14 protein-coding genes are annotated in these 23,774 nt (G+C 63.9%); 1 reads left to right on the forward strand and 13 read right to left on the reverse strand.

Translation table 11 applies throughout. The features are described 5' to 3' along the window. Positions 1–99 precede the first annotated feature (99 nt). On the forward strand, positions 100–1,254 hold the full coding sequence (locus NJ69_RS09755; RefSeq protein WP_039578520.1) for a cysteine desulfurase family protein: 1,155 nt from the start codon (positions 100–102) through the stop codon (positions 1,252–1,254). Here NJ69_RS09755 and NJ69_RS22920 read toward each other — a convergent pair. From NJ69_RS22920 to NJ69_RS09815, 13 genes are all read right to left on the reverse strand, one after another. Beyond that, positions 1,226–1,480: a hypothetical protein gene (locus NJ69_RS22920; protein WP_052192082.1), complete on the reverse strand. Its 255-nt coding sequence runs from the start codon at positions 1,478–1,480 to the stop codon at positions 1,226–1,228. The genes NJ69_RS09755 and NJ69_RS22920 overlap by 29 nt on opposite strands. Continuing rightward, a complete protein-coding gene (locus NJ69_RS09765; protein WP_039578521.1) occupies positions 1,477–1,947 on the reverse strand; it encodes a hypothetical protein in 471 nt (156 codons plus the stop codon). The genes NJ69_RS22920 and NJ69_RS09765 overlap by 4 nt, the downstream gene beginning before the upstream one ends. 607 nt (positions 1,948–2,554) lie before the next feature. Then, the gene (locus tag NJ69_RS09770) at positions 2,555–2,959 is read right to left on the reverse strand and encodes a TraR/DksA family transcriptional regulator (protein ID WP_029612337.1); all 405 of its coding nucleotides are present in this window, start codon (positions 2,957–2,959) and stop codon (positions 2,555–2,557) included. A gap of 326 nt (positions 2,960–3,285) precedes the next feature. Continuing rightward, positions 3,286–4,059 carry an enoyl-CoA hydratase gene (locus NJ69_RS09775; RefSeq protein WP_039578524.1) on the reverse strand — a complete coding sequence of 258 codons (774 nt, stop codon included), beginning with the start codon at positions 4,057–4,059 and terminating at the stop codon, positions 3,286–3,288. Positions 4,060–4,072: 13 nt separating this feature from the next. Continuing rightward, positions 4,073–5,200, reverse strand: a complete 1,128-nt coding sequence (locus NJ69_RS09780) for an acyl-CoA dehydrogenase (RefSeq protein WP_039578526.1) — start codon at positions 5,198–5,200, stop codon at positions 4,073–4,075. 8 nt (positions 5,201–5,208) lie between these two features. Continuing rightward, complete coding sequence (locus tag NJ69_RS09785; protein WP_039578528.1) at positions 5,209–6,402, reverse strand: acetyl-CoA C-acyltransferase; 1,194 nt, start codon at positions 6,400–6,402, stop codon at positions 5,209–5,211. A gap of 12 nt (positions 6,403–6,414) precedes the next feature. Continuing rightward, positions 6,415–7,182: an SDR family NAD(P)-dependent oxidoreductase gene (locus tag NJ69_RS09790; protein WP_039578530.1), complete on the reverse strand. Its 768-nt coding sequence runs from the start codon at positions 7,180–7,182 to the stop codon at positions 6,415–6,417. 12 nt (positions 7,183–7,194) lie between these two features. Continuing rightward, complete coding sequence (locus NJ69_RS09795; protein WP_039578532.1) at positions 7,195–8,841, reverse strand: AMP-binding protein; 1,647 nt, start codon at positions 8,839–8,841, stop codon at positions 7,195–7,197. Positions 8,842–8,965: 124 nt separating this feature from the next. Beyond that, a complete protein-coding gene (locus NJ69_RS22195; protein WP_052192084.1) occupies positions 8,966–10,192 on the reverse strand; it encodes an NEL-type E3 ubiquitin ligase domain-containing protein in 1,227 nt (408 codons plus the stop codon). A 9-nt stretch (positions 10,193–10,201) separates the two neighbouring features. Further along, complete coding sequence (locus tag NJ69_RS09800; RefSeq protein WP_052192086.1) at positions 10,202–13,477, reverse strand: leucine-rich repeat domain-containing protein; 3,276 nt, start codon at positions 13,475–13,477, stop codon at positions 10,202–10,204. 93 nt (positions 13,478–13,570) lie between these two features. Then, positions 13,571–18,082: an NEL-type E3 ubiquitin ligase domain-containing protein gene (locus NJ69_RS09805; protein WP_039578534.1), complete on the reverse strand. Its 4,512-nt coding sequence runs from the start codon at positions 18,080–18,082 to the stop codon at positions 13,571–13,573. A gap of 56 nt (positions 18,083–18,138) precedes the next feature. Beyond that, positions 18,139–19,167 carry an AraC family transcriptional regulator gene (locus NJ69_RS09810; protein WP_039578535.1) on the reverse strand — a complete coding sequence of 343 codons (1,029 nt, stop codon included), beginning with the start codon at positions 19,165–19,167 and terminating at the stop codon, positions 18,139–18,141. A gap of 68 nt (positions 19,168–19,235) precedes the next feature. Next, positions 19,236–23,708 (reverse strand): NEL-type E3 ubiquitin ligase domain-containing protein, encoded by a 4,473-nt coding sequence (locus NJ69_RS09815; protein ID WP_039578537.1) that lies wholly within the window; start codon positions 23,706–23,708, stop codon positions 19,236–19,238. Between the last annotated feature and the right edge of the window lie 66 nt (positions 23,709–23,774).

Below are 23,774 nucleotides of genomic sequence, written 5' to 3' on the forward strand. Positions count from 1 at the left end.
TATTTCTATTTGAAAGCGGAAAACATAGAAAATATGAAAGATCGTTTTTAGGTCAGGGCCTAATATGACCGGTATCCCAGTAACCGCCTCGGATTCACTATGCCCGTCAGCCCACTCTATTTCGACTATGCCGCCACTACCCCGATCGATGATCAGGTCCTGGAAAGTATGCTGGCCTGCATGAGCCGTCATACGCACTTCGGCAACCCTGCTTCACGCGGTCACGCCTATGGACAAGCCGCCCGCGAACTGGTCGAGCAGGCGCGAGGACAAGTCGCCGGGCAACTCGGCGCGGTGCCCGAGTCGATCGTATGGACCTCCGGGGCAACCGAGTCCAACAACCTCGCACTCAAGGGCATCTGTCATGGTATGGATAAGCCAGGACACCTCGTCACCAGTCAGTTGGAGCACAAGGCGGTACTCGACACAGCCGCCTACCTTGAGCGCCAAGGTTGGACCGTCACACGCCTGGCACCGGATGACCGTGGGCTGATTCAACCTGAGGCCGTACGCGCGGCGCTGCGCCCCGACACTCGGCTCGTGTCACTGATGGCGGTGAACAACGAACTGGGCACTGTCACCGATTTCGCCCGCACCGGCCACTACGTAAGAGCGCACGGGGCGCTGCTGCATGTCGACGCCGCGCAGGCGGTGGGCAAGGTCGTGCTCGACGTCGAGCGCCAGGCCGTTGATCTGATGTCGGTGTCTGCGCACAAGGTCTACGGCCCCAAAGGTATTGGCGCCCTCTACGTCGGCGAGCGTGCGCGCCCGCTGCTGCACGCGCAGATGCACGGCGGCGGTCACGAAGGTGGAATGCGCTCTGGCACCTTGGCCACTCACCAGATCGTTGGCATGGGCAGCGCATTCGCCTTGGCGGGGCTGCTGGCCGAGGACGAACAACGTCGCATCCAGGCATTGTCACAGCGCTTGCGCAATGGGCTGCTGGGCCTGCCGGGCGTGGGTCTCAACGGCTGTGCCGAGCAGCGCATTGCGCACACACTGAACCTGTGTATTCAGGCCAAGGGTTTCAACGTCGAGGCGCTGGCCTCGGAACTGGCGATCTCATCGACTTCGGCCTGCAACTCGGCCAGCAATGCAGCTTCGCATGTGCTGCTGGCGCTGGGCATGGGCGAGCAGCAGGCGCGCAGCAGCGTACGCATCAGCCTCGGGCGTTACAGCAGCGAGACGGACGTGGACAAAGCGATCGAGGTGTTCCGCCGCGTCATCATGGCTGGAGCGAGCGCACTGTGGTAACCGCCTGATCGTGTGCAGACTGGACCAGACGCTGCAACTCACGCCGAACCATGGCCACGAAAGGCGGCGAGTCCATCTGATAGAGCTGAGCCGCCACCCAGTCGAACCACGCACCCTGCATCGCCGCACGACAGGCCAGCATCCGCTGCGCCTCTCTCACGGCCTCGGCCTGATGCCGCTGATGAAACGCAGCACGATCCAAGGGCCGGGATCGCGCTTCGCTCATTCGCTGGCCTTGAACGTGGTCAGCTCACCCTTGCGCCACTTGGCGACCTTGCCGGTCACGGCCTTGAGCAACTTGCCCAGGCCCTCGGTGATTGGCTGATGCGCGGCGAACACCAGCATCACGCTGTGGCCGTCGCGAAAGACGATCCCTTCGCCTTCGGCAACCGAGACGAAGGCATAGTCGCCTACGCCATAGACATTGAACTTGATTTCGCGAAAGCGCAGTTCGAGCTTACCGCCTTCGCGACTGGGCAACACAGCAGCCCTGAAGTGGTCGCCCACCTTAAGTTCCAAGTGCTGCTTGTCGTCCACCACCAACGCGCTGTCGGTGTCGATCTCAGCCATGTACAGGCCGTCAGGATTCTGCTCGGTGACATAGACGAAACGGTTCTGAAAGAGTTTGACCAGCTTGCCGCGCAAGTCGCCCAAGGCGAACAGGGCGTGGGTATCCAGTGTACTGACTGCCAATGAAGTGATCCTCGAACCTAATGTTACCCGCCGTCATGCACGGCCGTGCAGGCATGACGCGGCGGCCATTTCAACGTGAAGTCTGAAAGGTTAGTGACATGATGTGCCCGACGTCTGTGAAGCTAGGCGATACGAAGAGCAGGATTCTTTACCCTGAATCGCCAGCAGACTCCCCATAAAACGCTTCATGCCGGTCCCACAGCGGAACCAGCACCGTCTGACAACAACGCCGCTGGAAAAGATGCAATAGATAGCGTCAGGCCCTCGGCAGATCGGGCCCTGCAACGTATCCGCGCATTTACAGGGGAAGGAATATGCACGAAAACACCGAAATCCGTCGAGAGGTCTCGAGTATTTCTTACATGCAGCAACTAACGAATACCCTGCGGTTCGTCGTTGTCCCGGCCGGAATACAGTTCTTTCACGTCACAGACCGTACTACCGGCAGGGTCAAAGGTTTCCGCCGCAGCCACCTGGAAGCCTGTGCATTGGCACGTCTGTTGGACGACTGTGCAGCGTGAAGCCTGCACCGCGCGCGACGGCAAACGGCTGAAAATGCAAAAGGCCCTGCGCGTAAGCTGCAGGGCCTTGTTGCCGAACGCCTCGATCAGATCTGCCGCTGGTGGCGATCCAACTGCTCGTGGCGTTCCTGGGCTTCGATGCAGTACTTGGTGGTTGGACTGATCAACAGGCGCTGCAGACCAATCGGCTCGCCACTGTCATCGCACCAACCGAAGCTTTCGTCGGCGATGCGACCCAGGGCCATCTCCAACTGCGGCAGCAGGCGCTGATCGCGCTCGATGGCATTGACCAACCAGTGACGCTCTTCCTCGACCGAGGCCACGTCGGCGGGATCGGATGGCGTATCCAGGCTTTCGATGGTCGCGCGGCTCAGCTCGATACGCTCGTGGGTCTCGACTTTCATCGCTTGCAACATCGCGGTGAAGTACGCGAGCTGATCGGCATTCATGTAGTCATCGGCCGACATGGCCAGCAACTGTTCCTTGGTCATCGAATTCTCTATGAAAAAATGTGCATTTGGGCGATTCGGGTACCACCGGCGATGGCACGCCGATGACGGAATTCTTCAAGCGCCAACCGGCACTCTTTTGCAGGGGGCGGCAGTCTAAGGTGCCAAGCCCCGGGGGGCAACAGCCAACGTTGGGAATTTGCCTGAAACGGCAAGGATTCCGCTGGCCGGGCTGTCGATCGGCCATTGCCGGACAGGGCAAGGCGCGCTGGCCACGGGCGTACTATGCAGCAACTCGAGAGCCCCGACCAGTCGGCGATGCGACGCGGGCGAGCGCACCGCCGTCGCCCGCCACGCGCCCAATGTGTTCAGCGGTCCTTGAACTGCGCCCCGCGCTTGGCGATGAACGCGGCCATGCCCTCCTTCTGATCTTCGGTGGCAAAGGCCGCGTGGAACACCCGACGCTCGAAGCGCACGCCCTCGCTCAAGGTGACCTCGAAGGCGCGGTTGACGCTTTCCTTGACCATCATGCTCATCGGGACCGACTTGCTGGCGATGCTTGCGGCGACCTTGAGCGCTTCTTCCAACAGCTCGGCCTGGGGCACCACACGTGCCACCAGCCCCGCCCGTTCGGCCTCCTCGGCGCCCATCAGGCGACCGGTCAGGCACAGCTCCATGGCCTTGGCCTTGCCCACCGCGCGGGTCAGACGCTGGGTACCGCCCATGCCGGGCAGCACACCCAGGTTGACTTCCGGCTGACCGAACTTGGCATTGTCCGCTGCCAGGATGAAGTCGCACATCATGGCCAACTCGCAACCGCCGCCCAGGGCGAAGCCAGAGACTGCCGCGATGATCGGCTTGCGTCGGTTGGCAATGCGGTCGGCATCGCTGAACAGGTCGTCGACGTAGATCTGCGGGTAGCTCAGCTCGGCCATCTCCTTGATGTCGGCGCCGGCAGCGAACGCCTTGGCCGAGCCGGTGATCACCACACAGCCGATGTTCGGATCGTGCTCGAGCTGGTCCAGGGCCTGGTTGACCTCGGCGACGATCTGCGCGTTCAGGGCATTGAGCGCCTGGGGACGATTGAGCGTGATCAGCCCGACTTTGCCGTGGATGTCCAGCAGGATTGTTTCGAATGCCATGCAAGCTGCTCCTTCAAAGGTTGCGCGCAATGACCATGCGCTGAATGTCACTGGTGCCTTCGTAGATCTGGCACACCCGCACGTCGCGGTAGATACGCTCCAGCGGGAAGTCCTTCAGATAGCCATATCCACCGAGCGTCTGCAAGGCGTCGGAGCAGACCTTCTCAGCCATTTCCGAAGCGAACAGCTTGGCCATCGACGCCTCGACCAATGCGGGGCGCCCGGCATCGCGCATGGCGGCGGCATGCAGCACCATCTGCCGGGCCACGGCGATGCGCGTGGCCATGTCGGCCAGGCGGAAAGCCACGGCCTGGTGTTCGAGCAGCGGCTTACCGAAACTGTGCCGTTCGCGTGCATAGTCACGGGCGACCTCGAACGCGGCGCGGGCCATGCCTACGGCCTGTGCGGCGATGCCGATGCGTCCGCCCTCCAGGTTGGCCAACGCGATGCGATAGCCCTCACCCTCCTCGCCCAAGCGATTGGCCACTGGCACCTTCACATTATCGAAAACGATCTGACAGGTGTCCGAGGCATGCTGGCCGAGCTTGTCCTCGACCCGCGCCACCTGATAACCCGGCGCGTCAGTGGGCACGATGAAGGCGCTGATACCGCGCTTACCGGCCTCGGGGTCGGTGACGGCGAACACTATCACCACCCCGGCGTTCTGGCCTGAGGTGATGAACTGCTTGCTGCCGCTCAATACATAATGATCGCCGTCGCGGCGGGCACGGGTTTTCAGGCTGCTGGCGTCGGAGCCCGCCTGCGGCTCGGTCAGGGCGAAAGCGCCAAGCATGCTGCCGCTGGCCAGCGGGACAAGGAATTGCGCTCTCTGCTCATCGGTGCCGAAGCGCAGGATCGGTACGCATCCCACCGAGTTGTGCACGCTCATGATGGTCGAACAGGCGCCGTCGCCGGCGGCGATCTCCTCCAGCGCCAGGGCGTAGGCGACATAACCGGTGTCGCTCCCCCCCCACTGCTCCGGCACCAGCATGCCGAACAGGCCCAGCCCGGCCATTTCCTCGATGGCCTCGCGCGGGAAGCGATGCGCCTTGTCCCATTGTTCAGCGAACGGCTTGAGCCGCTCCTGAGCGAAGTCCTTCACCGCGTCGACGATCTGTTGTTGCTCGTCAGTTACCAGCATGGTTCACCTCAGTACAGGCATTCGACCGCCATCGCCGTGGCTTCGCCGCCGCCGATGCAGATGGCCGCGATGCCGCGGCGCAGGTTGTTCTGGCGCAACGCCCAGAGCAGGGTCACCAGAATGCGCGCGCCCGACGCGCCGATGGGGTGACCCAGGGCACAGGCGCCGCCATGGATATTGACCTTGTCGCGGGGCAGGTCCAGATGCTTCATGGCCGCGAGCGTCACCACGGCAAAGGCTTCGTTGATCTCGAACAGGTCCACCTCGGCCAGGCGCCAGCCGGTGCGTTCGACCAGCCGCTCGATGGCCCCGATCGGCGCGGTGGGAAACAGCGCCGGACTGTCGGCAAACGCCGCATGCCCGTGGATCACTGCCAGCGGTCGCAGGCCCCGTTTCTCGGCCTCGCTGCGACGCATCATCACCAGCGCCGCTGCGCCGTCGGAAATGGAACTGGCGTTCGCCGCCGTGACCGTACCGCCGTCGCGAAAGGCTGGCTTGAGCTGAGCGATCTTGTCCAGACGCGCCTTGGGCGGCTGCTCGTCGTGCTCCACCAGACGTTTCTGTTTGCCGTCGGTCACCTCCACCGCAACGATCTCATCAGCGAAACGGCCGTGATCGATCGCCGCTTGTGCACGGGTCAGCGAGTCGATGGCGAAGGCATCCTGCGCCTGGCGATCGAAGCCGTTGGCCTGGGCGCAGTCCTCGGCGAAGGTGCCCATCAAACGGCCCTTGTCGTAGGCGTCCTCCAGACCGTCGAGGAACATGTGGTCGAGGATCCGGCCATGCCCCATGCGGTAACCGGCCCGCGCCTTGTCCAGCAAATACGGCGCGTTGCTCATGCTTTCCATGCCACCGGCCACCACCACCTCGGCACTGCCGGCCGACACCAGGTCGTGGGCCAAAATGGCCGCCTGCATGCCAGAGCCACACATCTTGTTCAAGGTGGTGCAGGTGGTGCGCTTGTCCAGACCGGCGCCCAGGGCAGCCTGTCGCGCCGGGGCCTGGCCGAGCCCGGCCGGCAGTACGCAGCCGAACAGCACCTGCTCGACACTGTCGGGTTGCAGGCCGGCGCGCTCCACGGCGGCGCGGATCGCGGCACTGCCCAACTGCGGCGCCGTGAGGCTCTTCAGATCGCCCTGCAGCCCGCCCATGGGCGTGCGCACGGCACTGACGATGACGATGGGATCGTTGGCGAGGGCCATGAAGCTTTCTCCTTATCTGGCAGCCATGCGCAGCGCGCCGTCGAGGCGAATCACCTCGCCGTTGAGCATGCTGTTCTCAATGATGTGTCGGACCAGCGCAGCGTACTCCTCTGGCCGGCCCAGGCGTGGCGGGAATGGCACGCCAGCGGCGAGCGAGTCGCGGACCGGCTGGGTCATGCCGGCCATCATCGGTGTTTCGAAGATGCCCGGGGCAATGGTCATCACGCGGATGCCGAAGCGCGCCAGCTCGCGCGCGGCGGGCAAGGTCAGGCTGGCCACCGCTCCCTTCGAGGCGGCATAGGCGGCCTGGCCGATCTGTCCATCGTAGGCGGCCACGGACGCCGTGTTGATGATGACGCCACGCTCGCCGCCGTCATCGGCAGGGCTTTCACTGATGGCCGCAGCGGCCAGGCGCAGCATGTTGAAGCTGCCGATGAGGTTGACGCTGACCACCTTGGCGAAGCTGGCCAGGGCATGCGGCCCCTCCTTGCCCAGGACTTTCTCGGCGCCGACGATACCGGCGCAGTTGACCAGCCCTTGCAGGCTGCCGAACGCGTTCACTGCTGCCGCTACGGCGGCCTGTGCCGCCTGCTCGTCACTGATGTCGGCCACCGCGAAACGGGCATTGTCACCCAGTTCGCGCGCCTTGGCCTCGACCGCCTGGGCATTGAGATCGACCAGCATCACGCGGGCGCCCGCCTCCACCAGCGATTGCGCGGTGGCCGCACCCAGGCCCGAAGCGGCGCCGGTGACGATGAAATGGGAGTTCTTTAGGTTCATGGATAGCTTCCTTCAGGCGCTGGCAGCGGGGGTCTGCGCAGCCTGTTGCTTGGCGATTTCCTGGTTGCGCAGGATGAAGCGTTGCAGCTTGCCGCTGGGGGTCTTGGGCAGCTCTGCGACGAATTCGATTTCGCGTGGGTAGGCGTGGGCGTAAAGCCGCTGACGCACATGCTGACGCAGGGTTTCCTCGAGTTCCGGGCCCGGGCCATGGCCCGCGCTCAACACCACGAATGCCTTGATCAGCTCGGTGCGCTCAGGATCGGGCTTACCGATCACGGCGGCCTCGACCACCGCCGGATGCTCGATCAGCGCGCTTTCCACATCGAACGGACCGACGCGATAGCCGGAGGTGGTGATCACATCGTCATTGCGTCCGACGAAGCTGATGCTGCCGTCGGGGTTGAGCTCGACGGTGTCGCCGGACAAGTAGTACTTGCCGACGAAGGCTTTGGTCGGCACCCCGTGATAGCCGTCGAACCAGCACAGCGGCGATTGCTCGCGGTCCACCGCCAGCACGCCGGGTTGGCCCGCCGCCAACTCGTTGCAGGCCTCGTCCAGCACCACGATGCGATGCCCCGGCACGGCGTAGCCGGCCGAACCCATGTGGACCGGGTGGGCCAGACCGTGGTGGTTGCACAACACCATGCCCAGTTCGGTCTGCCCGTAGTGGTCATGGATGGTCACGCCCAGTTCGTCGGCGAACCAGCGGATCACCTCGGGATTGAGTGGCTCGCCAGCACTGCTGACCACGCGCAAACGCCCTTTGATCGGCGCCGAAAAGGCGCTGCCAGCGGCGATCAGCAGGCGATAAGCCGTGGGCGACCCAGCCAGGTTGCTGATGCCCAGCTTGTCGATCACCCGCGCGCAGCTCTCGACGCTGAATGGACCATCGTAGAACGTGGTGGCATGCCCCAGGGCCAGCGGGCCGGTGACCGCGTAGTAGAGTCCATAGGCCCAGCCAGGATCGGCCAGGTTCCAGAAGTTGTCCTCCGGGCGCAGGTCGATGGCCTCGCGCATGTAGCCCTGAAACGCCACGATGGCGCGCAGCGGCACTTCCAGCGGCTTGGCAGGGCCGGTAGTACCGGAGGTGAACATCAGCAGGAAGGGGTCATTGCCGCTGCGCATCACCGCCTCGCGCAGGGGCTCGGCGGCGTCGCGCAATTGGGCGAAGTCGGGCTCGCCCGCCGCAGCGCCCACGGTGATGATTGCCGGCTCGCACGACAGTCCGTCGAGCTTGGGGCGGTTGTGCCGATCGGTCACCACCACACGGGCATGAGACTGCTCCAGGCGGTGCTCGATGGCCTTGGGCCCGAAGGCCGTGAACAGCGGTTGATAGACCGCCCCCAGGCGCCAGGTGGCCAGGATGGTCACCAGCAACTCGACCGTGCGCGGCATCAGCCCGGCGACCCGGTCGCCGGCGCCGACCCCGCGATCCTTGAGCACCGTGGCAAAACGCTGCGACTGCGCCTGCAACTGTTCGAAACTGTAGCGACGGGTAGTGCCGTCGCGGTCCTCGCAAATCAGCGCGATCCGGTCGGCACCGACGTGTCGATCACAGCATTCGAGACAGGCATTGAGACGCTGGAGGGTGCCGTGCAAGGCCTCCTCGGCCGTTCGGGCATAGTCGAAGGCGCGCACGGCTTCGGCATGGTCACGCATCGTCGGACTCCTGTTGTTGTTATGGGAGCAAGAGACATGGGGTCCGACGATGTTGGCGCTGCCAGCCAGGGCCGACAATGGCCAAAGCTGTCAATGTGGTTGAGCGTTATGGCCGTGCTCGCGTTCAACTCCCGCTGTGCCTGGGCGCAAGACCGGCCAGGGCTTCAAGGGTCAACTCCATGACCAGCGCATCGAGGGTGGCCTCCCGCTCGCTCTTCAGCGCATCCCAACGCGCGGTGTATTCCTGGCTGGACAGTTGCTCGCTCGCTTCATCGATGGCCTCGCCCCGGGCAGCGAAGTCCTGGGTGACCGAAGCGAATACCCGGTCATGTCGCTCCTGCAGGTACGTTCGCCAGAATTCTTGCTGCACCAGATACTCGACGAGCGCTTGCTCAGTCTCGGCAGCGAGCACGGTCTTCAACGCCTCATCCAGTTGCGACGGGCTGACGTCAGCCACGCTGTCGTAACGCATCGAACGCGGCTGCAATGGCAAATCCAGGGACTCGGCAAGCTGTATCCGATAGAACAGGATCACTTCGAGGTCATCGACATCGCGGCCGGTCTGGCGCCGGCCGGCGATCACCTGGCGGGCGATACGGTCCACTTGCCCCAAGCGGTACAACTGCCGCCCCAGGTGGATCAGCCGAGCACCTCGTTCCTGTACCGCACCGTAGCGGTTAGCCCTGGCCACCTCCACTTGTAGCAACAGCTCGCTGAACCGCTCGGCCAGGCCGTCCGCGCAAGTCGGGCTGTCCGATACCCGCTCGAAGACCGTGTCACGTAACGGCGCATCCTCCGCCAGCACGCCCACCATCCACGTCACCCTACCGGTGAGGTAGGCGTGGTGTGCGACGAAGTCGGCCGTGGAGTACAACTCGTCCAGCAGCGCGAAGAAACTGTCACTGCCCGGCAGCGCTTGCAGCATGTCCCATTGCGTCTGCAGCGTGAGGCGCTGCTCGGGCTCAAGATACGCCAGCCAATGGCCTGCCCCCTCCTGGCGCTCAGGCTCTGAATCCCCCTCACCGATGTCATGCAGCCGGTCGTAGTCCTGCACACTGTAAAGCCTGACGAGTTCGCGGCTAGGCATGGGGTTACGCTCGAGCAAAAACGCTCTGCGATAGGACAACGGCATTATCATGATGTCGTCGGGCAGCGACACCAGTTGGTTATCGCGCAAATCGACCCGCTGCAACGCCCCGCATAACTGCAAGCCGAAAGGCCAAGTGGACATCCTGCAATGGCGTAGGTAAAGCTCGCGCAGGTGGGAAAGCTGGTTGAAGCGCAACTGGACGAATCCCACAGGGTTGTAACTCAGGTCCAGCACTTCAAGGTTTGCCAGGCTGCTGAGCACCGCCAGACCCTAGGCATTCATGCGCACCTGGTTGTGCGCCAGGCGCAACGTCCGCAGTTCCACGAGATAGCCTACCGCAGGGGGTATCGCCAGCAGTTGGTTGCGGTTGAGGGTCAGGCGCTGCAGGCGCGGGAAGGCTTGCAGGAACTGAGGCGTGACAGCGCTGATCTGGATGTCCGTCAAGACCAGCTCGGTTATCGGCTCGAACGACACGGTGCTAGGAAACGCGGGCAAGGTTCGCAGCGCCAGGCCACTGAAATCCAGACGCACGCTGGCTGGCGTATCGGAGGTCGATGAAATGGAATTATCCTCCATGCGCCAGATACGGCGCAGCCGATCAGCCAATCGGCCACGCAGCACGCTTCTCGATTCGTTGAGTTCAGCGTCTCGCCAGCCATTGAGGGCCGTATCGAGATCCTGATAGGCCTCCTGTGCCTGCAACAATGCGCTCATCGGCGAAGATGACGATAACAGCAGGCGGCGCAGATAGCGGGTCACCTGGGCGTCGTCGAAACTGGGATAGAGTGCGCGGATCGCGTTGCTGAGCGCCGGTACCGCGCCGCGCGAACCGCCAGGGCGGCGGCCGCTGAGCAGGTAGCCGACTCGACCGTCGGGTAACCGCTGTCCTGGATTGATCCAACGCGCCTGGGTCGGCCAGCCCAACAGGCGGATCAGTTGCGTATCGGAAGCGGGCAGTTGACCGATCAACACCTGACGCAAGCGTTCGGTAGCTGTACCAGGCGCAGTGACCAACGATTCCAGTTGCGCAGGCGACAACAGCGCGCTGATCGCCTCGCAGAAGCCTGCGGGCTCTTCCACCTCCACCTCGAGCGTACGTCCCTGAGCATCGTGCAGCGATACGCGTCCCTCCCGTACCATGAGCTCCGTATACGCCTGGGCTCTGCCCGCCGGATTCATAATCGCCAATTGCCGACCATTGCCATCGCGCAGCAGCAGGTTGATCGAGGAAGGCCAATTAGGCACTCGGCGCAACAGCGCCAGGACCAACTCGCCCGTCTCCGCGCACGTGGCATTGGCCAGGAATAAACCTTGTACAGCACGACTAAGCCTGGCCAGACGCAACAGGGATCGGGCGCCCTGGGCAATAGCCAACGGCACCCGCTGCTCGCTACTTGCCAGCAGCCGTTGGGTGGCGCTGGCCTGCGCCACTGCCTGCGCAGCATAGGCTGGCGGCAAGCCCGGAAAATCACGGCGCACCTGTGCAAGGAGCGCGTCGTCAGCAGGCAGCACAACCTCACTGAGGTGATCGAACAGCGCCTTGCGCAGCGCAGTCTGCTGCTGCACCAGCGCCTGGCGCAATCCGTCGGCGTTCAGACCCACCAGTGACGGCTGGGCCAGACACCAGCGCTGAATCACCTCATCACCTTCCACAGCGTCGCTGCCTTCCTGCAGGCTGGCGAAAAATCGCTGCGTACGCGCATCGGCGTCGAAGCGGCACAGGGTATCGCGCAGATTGACCGGCAGCCTACGGTTACCGACCAACAGTCCACGCAGTTCGTCGGCATCAACCCTGGCGGCCTGGATGATCGCTCTGGCGTCCTCGGCACTGCGGGCCATGGCCGCTGGCCACAGCGTCGCGAGCATGCGAGGCTCGTCGTCCCACTCCACCGGGCGTGCTCGACGCAGTCGCCAGCAACGCTCGCCATTGAAATCGACCACCGGTCCGAACGCGTCAGGCCGCTGCGGATGACGCAAACGCCATGGACCCTGCGGGTCGGGACGGTGGATCTCGAAGCAGTTGGTATCGTCGTAGATCCAGCGCCGTCCCTCCCGTCCATAGGAGCCGTCAGCGAGCAATTCGGCGCCATCGGCGCGGGATCGATAAGGAGACAGGTCGGTATGCCATAGACGGTGCCGGTCGCTGCCCAAGCTGACCGGCTCCAGACGGTCGACGAAGTCGCTGCGCTGGAAGCCGCGTGCGACCACGGTCGCCCCGGTGGTGACCACGGCCGCGACCGCCAGTGTTTCGGCAACACCCAGCATATGTTCCAAGGCTTCATGCTGGTGATCCTGCAGCCAATCCCGAGCCCCCTCGTAAACCTGCGACAGGGTCTGAACCGCGAGCAGTCCCAGCAACAACTCGCCGACACCGGGAATGAACAGACCGGCCAGATTGACCAACCCCAGCCCGGCCGATGTCCAGGCTTGCAAGCGCTGGATTCGGGCAGCACGGTCTGCATCGGCGGTCGGTACCAGCAGCAGGCGTGCATCATCGTGGATGCACTGCACTTGTCGTTGCACCCACTGCACGAACACATCCCCCTCGGGCGTTACGCCTTCCAGCGCCAGGTCCGGACGCGGGTCACTCAGGCGAGTCGCCAACAACCGAAGAAACGCCGGCCGTTCGCGCAGGGCGATCAGGCGGCTGAAACGTTCGCGGTAGGCCGGATCGCGCAGGCGCTCCACCAAGGTCAAGGCCAGTGTGTGCCAATCGGCAAAGCGCTCGATGGCCCGATCCGGATCACTGGGCAGATACAGCACCAGCCCTTGCGCTTGACCTTTGCTGTCGCGCAGCAGAATGGCCATGGCGCCGTTGGTGGTGTAGCCGAGCAGGCTCAACAATCCAGGATAGCCCCGCAGCCCCTGCTCGTTGGCGTCGCGGTGTCCACGCGCGACCTCGTCCAGCGCGATCTGTTCGTACGCGCTCAATTGACCTTTGAGCGCTGCAATCTCTGCCGCCAGGCTCAATCCGGCACGCTTGTCGTCAGCCAGGCTGGCACAGGTAGCAGCATCGAAAACCTGCTGCAATTGACGCTGGTACTGTGAACCGACGTCCAGCGCTCGACAGGCCTCGGCCAGCGCACTGGGTGTATCGGACAACAGCGTGTCGCTGCCGGCCGCCACCAACCCGCTACCGGCCAACAGCTCATCGCCCTCACTGAAATTCTGCATCAGGCGCAGCAACCCCGGCTCACGAACTGTCACAGGCCGGTAGAACGGCCAATGCACGCCGGGCAGTAGACCAAACTCGCGGCGGACCTCCAGCCATTGCAGGTCTTCGAGCTTCACCTGCGACGACGCCCCATCGCGCAGCAGCGCACTCAGCCGCTGCTGCGCGAAGGCTTGCAGGGGAATCAGGTCCAGCGTGGCGGCGCGCACGCGCCGTTGGCTGGCCTGATGCTGCGCGAAACGGTCTCGCAGCCGGTTGATCTGGGCCGCAGACGCCCGACGCAACCAGGCAGGCAGGACATCACCGATGAACGCATCGGTGGACGCCTGCAGGCGGGCAGCGTCGTCTAGACTTGCAGCGCGTGATTGTGACATGGCACGTTCCTCGAGCGATAAACGCCCAGAGTGCCGGGAGACGAGCGTCACCCGCAGCGGGAAACCTGTCACACATTGGTGCTCGAATGGGGCTTACCCTGCTCCGGCATCCACCTCGCCCAAGGCTTCCCGGGTCAGACGCAAGCGCAACGCGGCGATGGCTTCGCGCTGCTCGTGCGCCACCGTCTCGACCTGACTCAAATAGACTGCATCACGCGTCGAATGGGTGACGTGCAGCTTCTCCAGGCGTTCCCAGAATGGCGCCCGCACCGCATTGAACTCGGCGGCATGCTCGGACTCCAGATTGTCGATCCAGAAGTCTTGCTTACTGATGGACTGAGCCAGTTCCTCGCCAGCCTCGGCTGCGTGCACTGCGGCGGCCACTTGACGCAACTGGTCTGCGCTGACCTCGGCCAAGGCCGAGAACTGCATGGTGCGTGGTTGACCCGGCAACTCGAGTTGCGCCGCGAGCCCCACGCGATACGCCAGCATCACCTCCACCTCGTCGACCGTCTGGCCACGTGTCCGGCGTTGGGCGATATCGGCCAGCGCTGCTTTCTGTACCTGCTCCAGACGAAACAGCCGACGCGCCAGACGCAGCAAAGCCGCGCGTGCCAAGACCGGGTCACGTACGCTGCCCACCTCCTGAGCGATGAACAAGCGCACTTCCAGAGCACTGAAACAGGACGCGATGCTGTCCACGCACGTGCGCTCATCGGCCACCAGGGAAAACAGCTCGTTGCGCAAGGTGGTGTTCTCGCTCGCCGCTTCGACCAGCGTCCAGACCCGTTGCCTCAGGTCCGCTGGGATCCTGCGAAAATCACTGGTCACGGTCATTTCGGCAAGCAACCTGAAAAACTCTTCGCTCTGCGGCTCTTGCCGCAGGGCTTGCCACTGCTCCCAGCGGACGGTGCGTTGCGGCTCCTCGAGCGACTCCAGCCACAGGTCGCGGGCACCGTCCACCAGTAGCGCTTGCTCCCCAGCCTGCGCGGGTAGCGGTTCTACGATACCGACACGGCGCCTGATCGCAGCAGGCAGGGGGTTGCCCTCCAGACGCAAAGCCTGGATGAAGGATTGGGAGGACTCGAGAATTGACTGGGGCAACGAATGAATGTGGTTATCGCGCAGGTCGGCGTTTTCCAATAGCCCGCACCAGTCCAGATCGACTGGCACGGCGGGTAGATTGGTACTGCGCAGGTTCAGTTGACGCAAACGCACCAACGGTCGCAACTGCAGGCTGACAGCACCCAAGGGATTGAAACTCAGATCCAGCGCACGTAGGTTGGTCAGCGTACGCAGGGTGCTCACACCGGCATTGTTGAGGATGATCTGATTGGCCCCCATGCGCAGATTTCGCAGCTTGGGCAGGCGCGCCAAGGCTTCGGGAATCTGGCGCAGGGCATTGTTGCTGACATTCAACCAACGCAGTTCGCAGAAGCAGTTCAAGAAGTCGGGCGGTAGGCTCTCCAGCCCCAGGTCCGTCAGGACCAACTCTCCCACGTGGCTGAAATCGATGTCTGCCCCCAGGTCCGGCAGGCTGCGCAGCGGCAGACCGCTCAGGTTCAAGCGCACGCCATAGGACCTGCCGTTCACATCGAAAATCACATCACCGTTCAATCGCCAGGCCCTGCGCAACTGGCTGGCGACCTGTCGGCGCGCCTGGGCGTTGAGTAAGGTTCTGGCACGGTCCACCCACAGCGCCAGTCGCTGTTTGAGCTGGCTGTACTGCTCTTCCTGGGCCAGCATGGCGCCGTAGGCCGTTTCCGGATGCGCCATCATCGCATTCAGATGCGACTCGACCTGACGCTCGTCGAATTCGCTGTACAAAGCGCCGATACGCCGGCGCAGGAGATCGCGAGAAACCCCGGTGCCGGCTTGGCGACCGCTGAGCAGATACCCCACGCGGCCATCGGGCAGGCGCCGCAAGGGGCTGACTGGCTCACCGGCATCACGCATGTTCATCAGCGCCAGTAGCGCTGAGCGTGAGGTGGGCAGCCAACTGCGCAGCCGCTGGCGTAGCGCTTGAGCACCCGCCGTCACAGGCAGCGCCAGGCGCGTGCGATCCGCCTGCGGCAGGCAGGCATACAGTGCTTCGAACAGTCCAAACGGCTGCGCAACCACCAGGCTCGATACGCCCCCCTGACTGTCGTACAGGCGCATCCGTCCCTGATCGGCGACCATTACCAGTGTCGTGGCACTCGATTCGAAGGCCGCCAGACGTCCGAGCAAGCGCCCTGCGAAGGTGCCCTGACGCAGCTCCAAGGTGACCGAAGCGGGCCAGTCGGCATACCGGTTCAACAACGCGAACACCACATCCACCGCACCCTGGCCATGACTGTCGCGCAGGTACAAACCTTCGCGCATGCGCGTCAGCCTTGCCAGTTGGAGCATCTCGCGAGCGTGCTGTGCCACGCTCAGGGGAAGACGTTGCTTGCTGCGTAGGGTGACGCGGTCTTTGATCGTCACGCGATCGAGTACCGCCAAGGCATACGCATCCGGCAGACCTGGAAAATCACGCTGCAGGAGTTGCAGGGCGGAATCGGTGCGCAAGTAGCGCCGCGAGAAATGCTCCAGTAGGCGCGGACGCAGGCTGTACGTCGCCTCGGCCAGGCTGTCGGCCTGAGCAGTCTGAGATAAATCCTGAATGCCCAACTGTTCTACGCAGAACTGCCATAGCGCAGGATCGGCATCTCCTTGGCCTAACTGCGCAAAGAAGGCATCGATCCGGTTCTGCACAGCGAACCGCTCAAGCGTGTCCCGCAGTTGCACCGGCACTGGGCGAGCTTCGACCATCAAGCCACGCAAGTGCACCTCGTCGATCCCTGCCACGCCTAGCACTTGGTCCTGTTGCTCGTCGCTCAAGCCCTCCGCCGCTGGCCACAGGCGCTCCAACAAGGTCGTCTGCGACCATTGCTGCGCACGCTCGAACTGCAAGCGCCAGGCACGCTCGCCGTTATACTCCAGCGCCGGGCCGAAGCCTTGCGCATCGGAGCCATCGAGCAGGCGCCAAGGCCCATTGTTGCCTGCGGCCCAGACCCTGTAGCTCACATCCCGTGTGCGCCACCACAGGTGTGTGCCGTCTGCGTGCAAACCGTTTTCCAGTTCGATCGATACCGCCGGCGGTGGCGGCGCCTGATAGGGTGTCAAGTCATTGCGCCACAGGCGACGCTCACCGCGCGAGTTGGTGACAGGCTCCAAGCTCTCGACAAACTCACTGCGCACGAACTGTCGCGCCACCAGCGTCGCACCTGCCGCCAGGGCGGCGTTGACCGCCACGGTCTCGGCCACGCCCAGCAGGTGCTCCACCGCCTCGTAGCGATGACCAAGGGTCCAGTGCACGACGCCCTCGCACAACTGGCTCAAGGTCTGGCGAAGCAGATTGGCCAACAGCAAGGTGCCTATGACCGGCACGAACAGTCCGGCCAGTCCCATCACGCTCCAGCCTGCCGAGACCAGGGCCTGCTGCAGCCCAGCGCGGTGGGCGCTATCGGCCTGGGCAGTGGGGACGGCCAGCGCTCGCGCATCGTCGCGGATGCGCGACACCCGCACTCGCGCCAAGGATTCGAACAAGGCCCCTTGGCGATCAGCCACGGTCGGCTCCAGGTCGGGCTCCGGATCGAGCAGGCGCTTTTCCAGCCTGGCCAGCCAGTCGACCCGTGCCGATACCGAAACACGCGTGCACAGCCCCTGCAAGGTCTCAGGCTGCCTGGCCAGGCTGAGCAGAAAGTCGTTGACTGCACGCCAGCCGATGAACTGCCGCACCGGTTGCAAGGCATCGTCGGGCATCAGCAGCAGAACGCCGATGATCGGGGGCAGCATGGGCGGGGCATATAGCCCGCCCATGAACCCGCGCATCTCCACCGCCAGCACACCCGTCAGCGAGGCGCCGAGCACTTGCAACTCGGCGCATTGAACGAACCTGACATAGCGATGCCGAGTACGCCTGCCCGCTGCAAGGTCGAGCAAGAGTTGCTTCTCATCCTGCGGCAATTGCCGGCGAGCATCGGCAATCCGTGTGGCCAACACGAAAGAAGCGCGCAGGTCGTTCGCCAGGTCTTGCATGAACTGCGCATTGAAGACCGTCGACAGATGATCCTGGTAAGCGGCCCCCACATCGGTCTCGCGGCACACACTCACCACGCCAGCGCTGTCCTGGGTCAGCACGACTTCGGCCAATGCGGCCTGCGCGCTGGCCGGGTAGATCAGCGCAGTGCCCTCATAGAAAGACTCGTCACTGGAAAAATTCTGCATGAGCCTGGGCAAGGCCGGCTCCGAGACGAAATAGGGCTCATCCGACGGGAGCTGGTCCGGCTTGGCGGTGAATCGGCGGCGTTGTTCGCGCCACCACACCTTGTCCAGGTCGACGGTCAACAGCAATCGATGGTGCAGCGCATCTGCCAATCGCTGCCTGGCGAAGCGATCCAGCGGTTCGAGCGCAGAGAGCTGATGGGTCAATGCACGCCGATGCTTGCCATGCTCGGCGAAGGCATCGCGCAGGTCCATCAGTTGCTGCGCGCTGGCCTTGGCCAGCCACTCAGGCAAGATCTGCTGGATGAAGGGGTCAGTGGCATGGGAAATGTTGTCGTGGACCGAATCGTGCTGCATGGCGGGCAATCCAGGTGTGGGAAGCTCGCCACCTTCGCCCCCGTCTCTTGCGCAAATCAGACGGAATCGCTTGCCTGGCGGGTCTGCACCAGCGTGCGATAGTGCCCGGGGTTGCAGCCGAACCACTTGCGAAAGGCTTTGTAAAAAGAACTGGCATCGGCAAACCCAAGGCGCTCGGCAATCTCGGCCATCGCCACCTGCGACTCGCTCAGCCAGGCAATCGCCAACTCCCGTCGTGCGCTGTCCTTGAGCCCTTGGTAGGTCTGTCCCTCCTCGGCGAGACGGCGGCGTAACGTCGAGACCGACAGGCACAGTTGGGACGCCAGGCCGTCGGCGTCTGGCCAGGCGTCAGGGGGCAGGCGCAGCAGATCGCTGCGTATACGCCGCGCCAGGCTGTCGGGATCGCGGTACTTGACCAGGATGTTGGCCGGCGCCTGGGCCAGGAAACGCTGCAACTCCTGGGGTGTGCGGCGGATCGGCAGGGCCAGACAGTCCGCGGCGATGATCATGCGCGTACAGGGCCGGTCGAACTGCAGGTTCTCCGAGAACATCACGCGATAGTCGTCGCAGAAAGGCGGCTCAGCGCAGCGCAGCTCAATAGCCAGGATGGGGATGCGCCGCCCGGCCAGCCAGCACGCCACGCCGTGGACGATCATCCAGAAGGTGAAATAGGTGAACGCCCGGCGCGGCTCCTCGTGTGGCTCGCCCAAGACAATTTCAGCCAGGCTGTGCTGGCGCACCAGGGTGGGCTGCAGGTCGTCGAGCATCAACGTCAGAAATTCGAGCAGTGTCTCCAGCCCTTCACCGACACTCGGCTGCACCCTGCTCGCCCGACACATGAAGGCCAGACTGCCGCTGCGTAGACCCCTTCTGTCCATGGCGAAGAACTCGTCATTGCAGCGGCGCGCCAGTAGACGCCAGAGCCGCGCATAGGCCCGGGCAGATACCCGCGCGCTGGCCACTTGCAGCAGTTGCGGATCGATTCCGGCCCGGGTCAGCAACGCGGCCACGGGAGCGTCCTGTGGGCAGGACTGGACCAGCGCCTCGCGCACCAGTTGCATGGAAATGCTGTCTTTCTCGCTCATCGCCTGCCCAGATCGCCCTGTGCGAGCCATCTTAGAGGCAACGAAGAAAAACACCAGCCTCCCTGCGCTCAATCGCCCCGCTCGCCCGCCTCCCTGGCCAGTGCCTGCTGCGTCAAGGCCAAGGCCTTGGCCTGGACCGCGTTGTCACAGGCCTTGGCAATGGCTTTGGCCTGGGCATCGTACTGCGCGTCGGTCATGCTCTGGCGCTCGGCGTAGAGCGCCTCCATCTGCTCGGCGAACGGTTCGCGGATCAGGTCGAATGCACTCCTGTGGCGCCGTTGCAGATGATCGAACCAGAAGCTCCGTTGGCTGATGTCCAGCGCCAGGCCGTCGCTGGCTTCGGCCTCACGGACTGCGGCCTGGGCAGCGCTCAGGTCCTGCTGGCTGACATCGGCGATGGTCTCGAACTGCAACGTACGCGCCTGGCCGGGCAGGTCCAGTTCGCGCGCCAGCCCCACACGGTAGGCCAGGCTGACCTCGACCTGATCGACATCGATCCCGCGGGCCTCGCGTTGGCGCATGTCCTGCAGCGCATAGGCTTCCACTTGATCCAGGCGGAAGAACCGACGCGCCAGGCTCAACAACTGCGCTTCGGTATCGGCGCCTGCGGCATCCTCCACCGAGGCACTGAGCATATTCACCTCGAGCAAACCGAAATTGGAGATGACGCTGTCGACACAGGTACGCGGCTCACTGGCCAGGGCGAAGGTGCGCTCGCGCAAGGTGGTATTTTGCTCGAGCCTGTCGAACATCGACCACAACCGCGCCTCCAGATCAGCGCGGGCCAGGCGGAAGTCGCTGGTTTCGGTCAGTTCCGAGACGAGCGTGAAGAAGTCGCCACTGCCCGCTTCAGCCAGCAGGCGATTCCACTGCGCCGTGCGCAGGGCACGCTGGGTCGTATCCAGATGCTCCATCCAGCGGCTGATCTGGAAGGCATCGCCTTCGCTGCTCACTTCACTGTCGGAGGTCCTGCTGGGCTCGACCCACAACTCTCGGTAGACCTCCGGCAGCGGATTACCGGCCAGGAACAGCCTGCGCCGCCAATCCAGACGCTGGGTTCGCAGAGCGAGCGGTAAGTCGCTGATCTGGTTGTCGCGCAAATCCACGGACTCCAGAGATACGGCATGCTCCAGCGAACGTGGCACCTCGGTCAGACCGACGTCGCGCAAGCCCAATTGGCGCAGGCGCGGCAAACGGTCGAGCGCAAGGGTGAAATTGCCAAAGTGGTTGTCGCTCATATCCAGCACCTGCAGTCGCGGCAGGCCGGTCAGCAGCGCAAAGCTGGCGTCGTTCATTTGCAACTCATTGCTTGACAAGGTCAGTTCCCGCAAATGCCGGGTGTAGCTGAGCGCTTGCGGGAGCGCAGTGAGCGCGTTGTTGTCCAGATTCAGCGTCAACAGGCTGCGAAACGCCTGCAGGAAGCCGCTGGGGACATCACGAAGCTGCATGTTCGCCAAACTGACTTCGCTGACATGACTGAAACCGTCCTGCCCGCTCAAGTCTGGCAGGGCACCGGCAGCGATACCGGAGAGGTCCATGAACATGCCCGGATCGCCATTGGCCTGCGGCCGGCCCGCCTGCCCCTGGAAGCGCCAGCAGCGCTTGAGCTCGTCCGCCACCCTGCGCCGCTGCGGGCGGCGGGCCACGCTTTCGGTGCGTTCTACCCAGCGATCCAAGGTCTGCTCCAAGCGGGAGAACTCCCGCTCCAGATCCAGCAAAATCGTGAACGACGAGCCGGGCTGTTCGTCCAGCACTCGCAGGAACAGCTCCAATTGTCGCTCGCTGAAACCTGGATAGAGGCTGCGTACGCGGTCCTGCAACGTGCGCTCGGCAAGATGGTTGCTGGTCCCGCGTCCACTTAGCAGGTAGCCGAAGCGCCGATCCGGCAACGGTTTCGGCGCACGGAAGGTGGGCTTTGAAGCCATGATGCCCATCATTTCGTGGAGCGTGGCGCGGTCGCTGGGTAGACGCTGCTGCAGTCCTGCGCGAAGGGCTGCAACTCCGTGCTCGCCAGAGCACGCCAGGCGCGTGCGCTCGCCCTCCGGCAGGAAATGCCACAGCGTTTCGACGAGCCCCCTGGGCTGCGGGGGCATGGGGTACACCGGTACGCCGTTTTCATGAACCCACATCTGCCCGTCACGCCAGACCAGCACCTTGGGCATCACGCCCTCCTGTTGGGGATAAAGCTCGGCGACAAGCCTGCCTTGTGCCGAACCCTCGCGCACCTGGAAATTGATCTCCGGCGGCCAGGCAGGCGCTTGGCGCAACAGCGCGAACACCAACGTTGGCAGGTCCGGATGATAGGCATTGTTGAGGTAGAGGCCCTGCAAGGTGCGGCATACCCTTGCCTGCTGCAAGGCCAGCCTGGCCCGCTCGGCCAGGGCCAGGTCCAGGCTACCCTTGACCCTCAGCCGCTGCTGCTGCTGGGTGCTGGCCTGCTCGAGGAGCGCCGCAGCATAGGTATCGGGCAATCCGGGAAAGTCCCGCTGGATGATCGCCATCGCACCGTCTTTCGAGGCGCTTTCGCTCAAGTGCGCCATAAGTTTCTGTCGAAGCGCAGGCGCCTGGTCCAGAATGGCTTGCGTGCGCAGTGGTGCAGCGCGCTGCTCAACGGGCAATTGCTCCAGGCAGTACTCGAACAACTGAATGTCATGAAGTTGCGGCTTTTGCCCAGTGGCCAGGAAGAACTTGTCGATGCGGGTATCGGCCGCGAAACGCTGTAGCGTATCGCGCAACTGCATCGGCAACGGCCGCTGCTCACTTACCAACCGACGTAGTTCGGCATGCTCGATATCGGCGATCTTCAAGATCAAGTCGATGCGCGCGGCGTCCAGCTCCGAGGACACTGGCCACAGACGCTCCAACAGGCCAAAGCCGCCGTGCCACTCCTGCGGCCGCTGCCAGGCCAGACGCCAACCGTACTCACCGTTCCATTGCAGCGCCGGTGCGAACCCTGGCTGGCCATCCGTGCGCTCGAGGCGCCATTGACGGGTCAGCGGATCACGACGCACGGGATGAAAATGCCCCTCGTACAGCCACCAGCGCTGGTCGCCGTGATGATACAAACCGTCTGCACCAAGTGATGCGTGCGGCGGCTTGCGTGCCACGCGAAACGGTGCAAGATCTTGCGACCACAAGCTAGCCGTCTCCGAGGCCGGCTCCACCGGAACCAATTCATCGACGAATGCGCTGCGCTTGAAAGCACGCGCCACTGCCACCCCCCCTGCAGCGCCCAGGGCGTTCACGGCGACGACCTCCGCCACCCCTAGCATGTGTTCAAGGGCTTCATGCTGATGTCCCCGCGACCAGTCGTGCACCGACTCGTACAGTTCCTCGAGCACCTGAACCACGGTCGCAGCCAGCATGAGCTGTCCCAACTGGGGCACGAACACCGCAGCCAGTTGCAGCAGGTTCAACCCGACCTCCTGCAAGGTCTGCAGACGGTGCAATCTGACGTGGCTGTCAACGTCAGCCACCGGCACCAGCAAATAGCGAGCGTCCTCCTTGATCCGCGCCACCTGCAGCCTGGCGAGTTCATCGAACAGCTCAGCACCGGCCGCCTGCCCGGTCACCTCCAAGTCTGGGACCGGATCGCTCAGGCGTTTGCGCAGGAGCAGTTGCCACTGGCTTTTCGCCTCAAGCGCAATCAAGGCAAACAGAGCCTGAGCCTGCCGAGGATCCCTCAACAGGGTCACCAGATGGGCGTTGAGGTCCTCCAGATTGGCGAAGCGCTGCAGGGGATGGTGGGGCAGGTAGAGCAGCAAACCGGCGCTGGGGCGGGCCATGTGCTGCGATCCGGCATCGGACAGTTCGATGATCAGCGCGCCCAAGAGCGCGTGCCCCAGCACGGACAAGTGCTTGATGACCACCGCCGGCTGCCTGGGATTCGGCGCTGCCTGCTCGCCCAAGGTGTGCTTGAGGTTGACGACATCGGCTTCGGTGATGCCCTGCTGCAGGCCTGCGAGCTCGACCGCCAGGGCCAGACGCTTGCGCTGATCCTGCGCCAGCAACTGGCTAACCGATGCATTGAAGAAGGTCTGCAGGTAGGTTTGGTACTGCGCGCCGACATCGGCGGTACGGCACGCCTGCGCCAGTCGAGCACTGTCCACCACCACGGCCGCGGCGGCGGCCGAAGCGCCGCGGCGCGGTTCAATCAGCCCGCTCTTGGCATCGAAGCTCGACCCTGAAGGGAAGTTCTGCATCAGGTGGCTCATGGCCGTGTCGTAGGTGTAGTGGTCGCGTAGCGCTTCAGCGCCCATCATGCTGTAGCTGTCCCAGCGCTCCCGCCAGATCGCATGACGCAGGTCGACCTTGACCTTGAACGTGTGCTCCAGAACCGCGCTCAGCCGTTCGCGCGCGAAGGGTTCGGGGGCTGCCAGACTCTTGAACAGGGCCTGCAATCGATGCTCGATCACACGGTGGTCGTCGAAGCGGGTGCGCAACGCGGCAATCTGCTCGACAGACGCGGCATGCAGCCAGTCGAGCATGTGTTCGGAAATGAAGCGGTCGATGTGATCGGGTGAGGCGACGGCGCTAGCCATGTGAGGCTCCTGGTGAGGGATCGCTCACCACCTTGTCCGATCTCGGCCAGGGCGCTCAGCAGGAAC

It is taken from the genome of Pseudomonas parafulva (assembly GCF_000800255.1).
In the GTDB taxonomy this organism is placed as follows: Bacteria; Pseudomonadota; Gammaproteobacteria; order Pseudomonadales; family Pseudomonadaceae; genus Aquipseudomonas; species Aquipseudomonas boreofloridensis.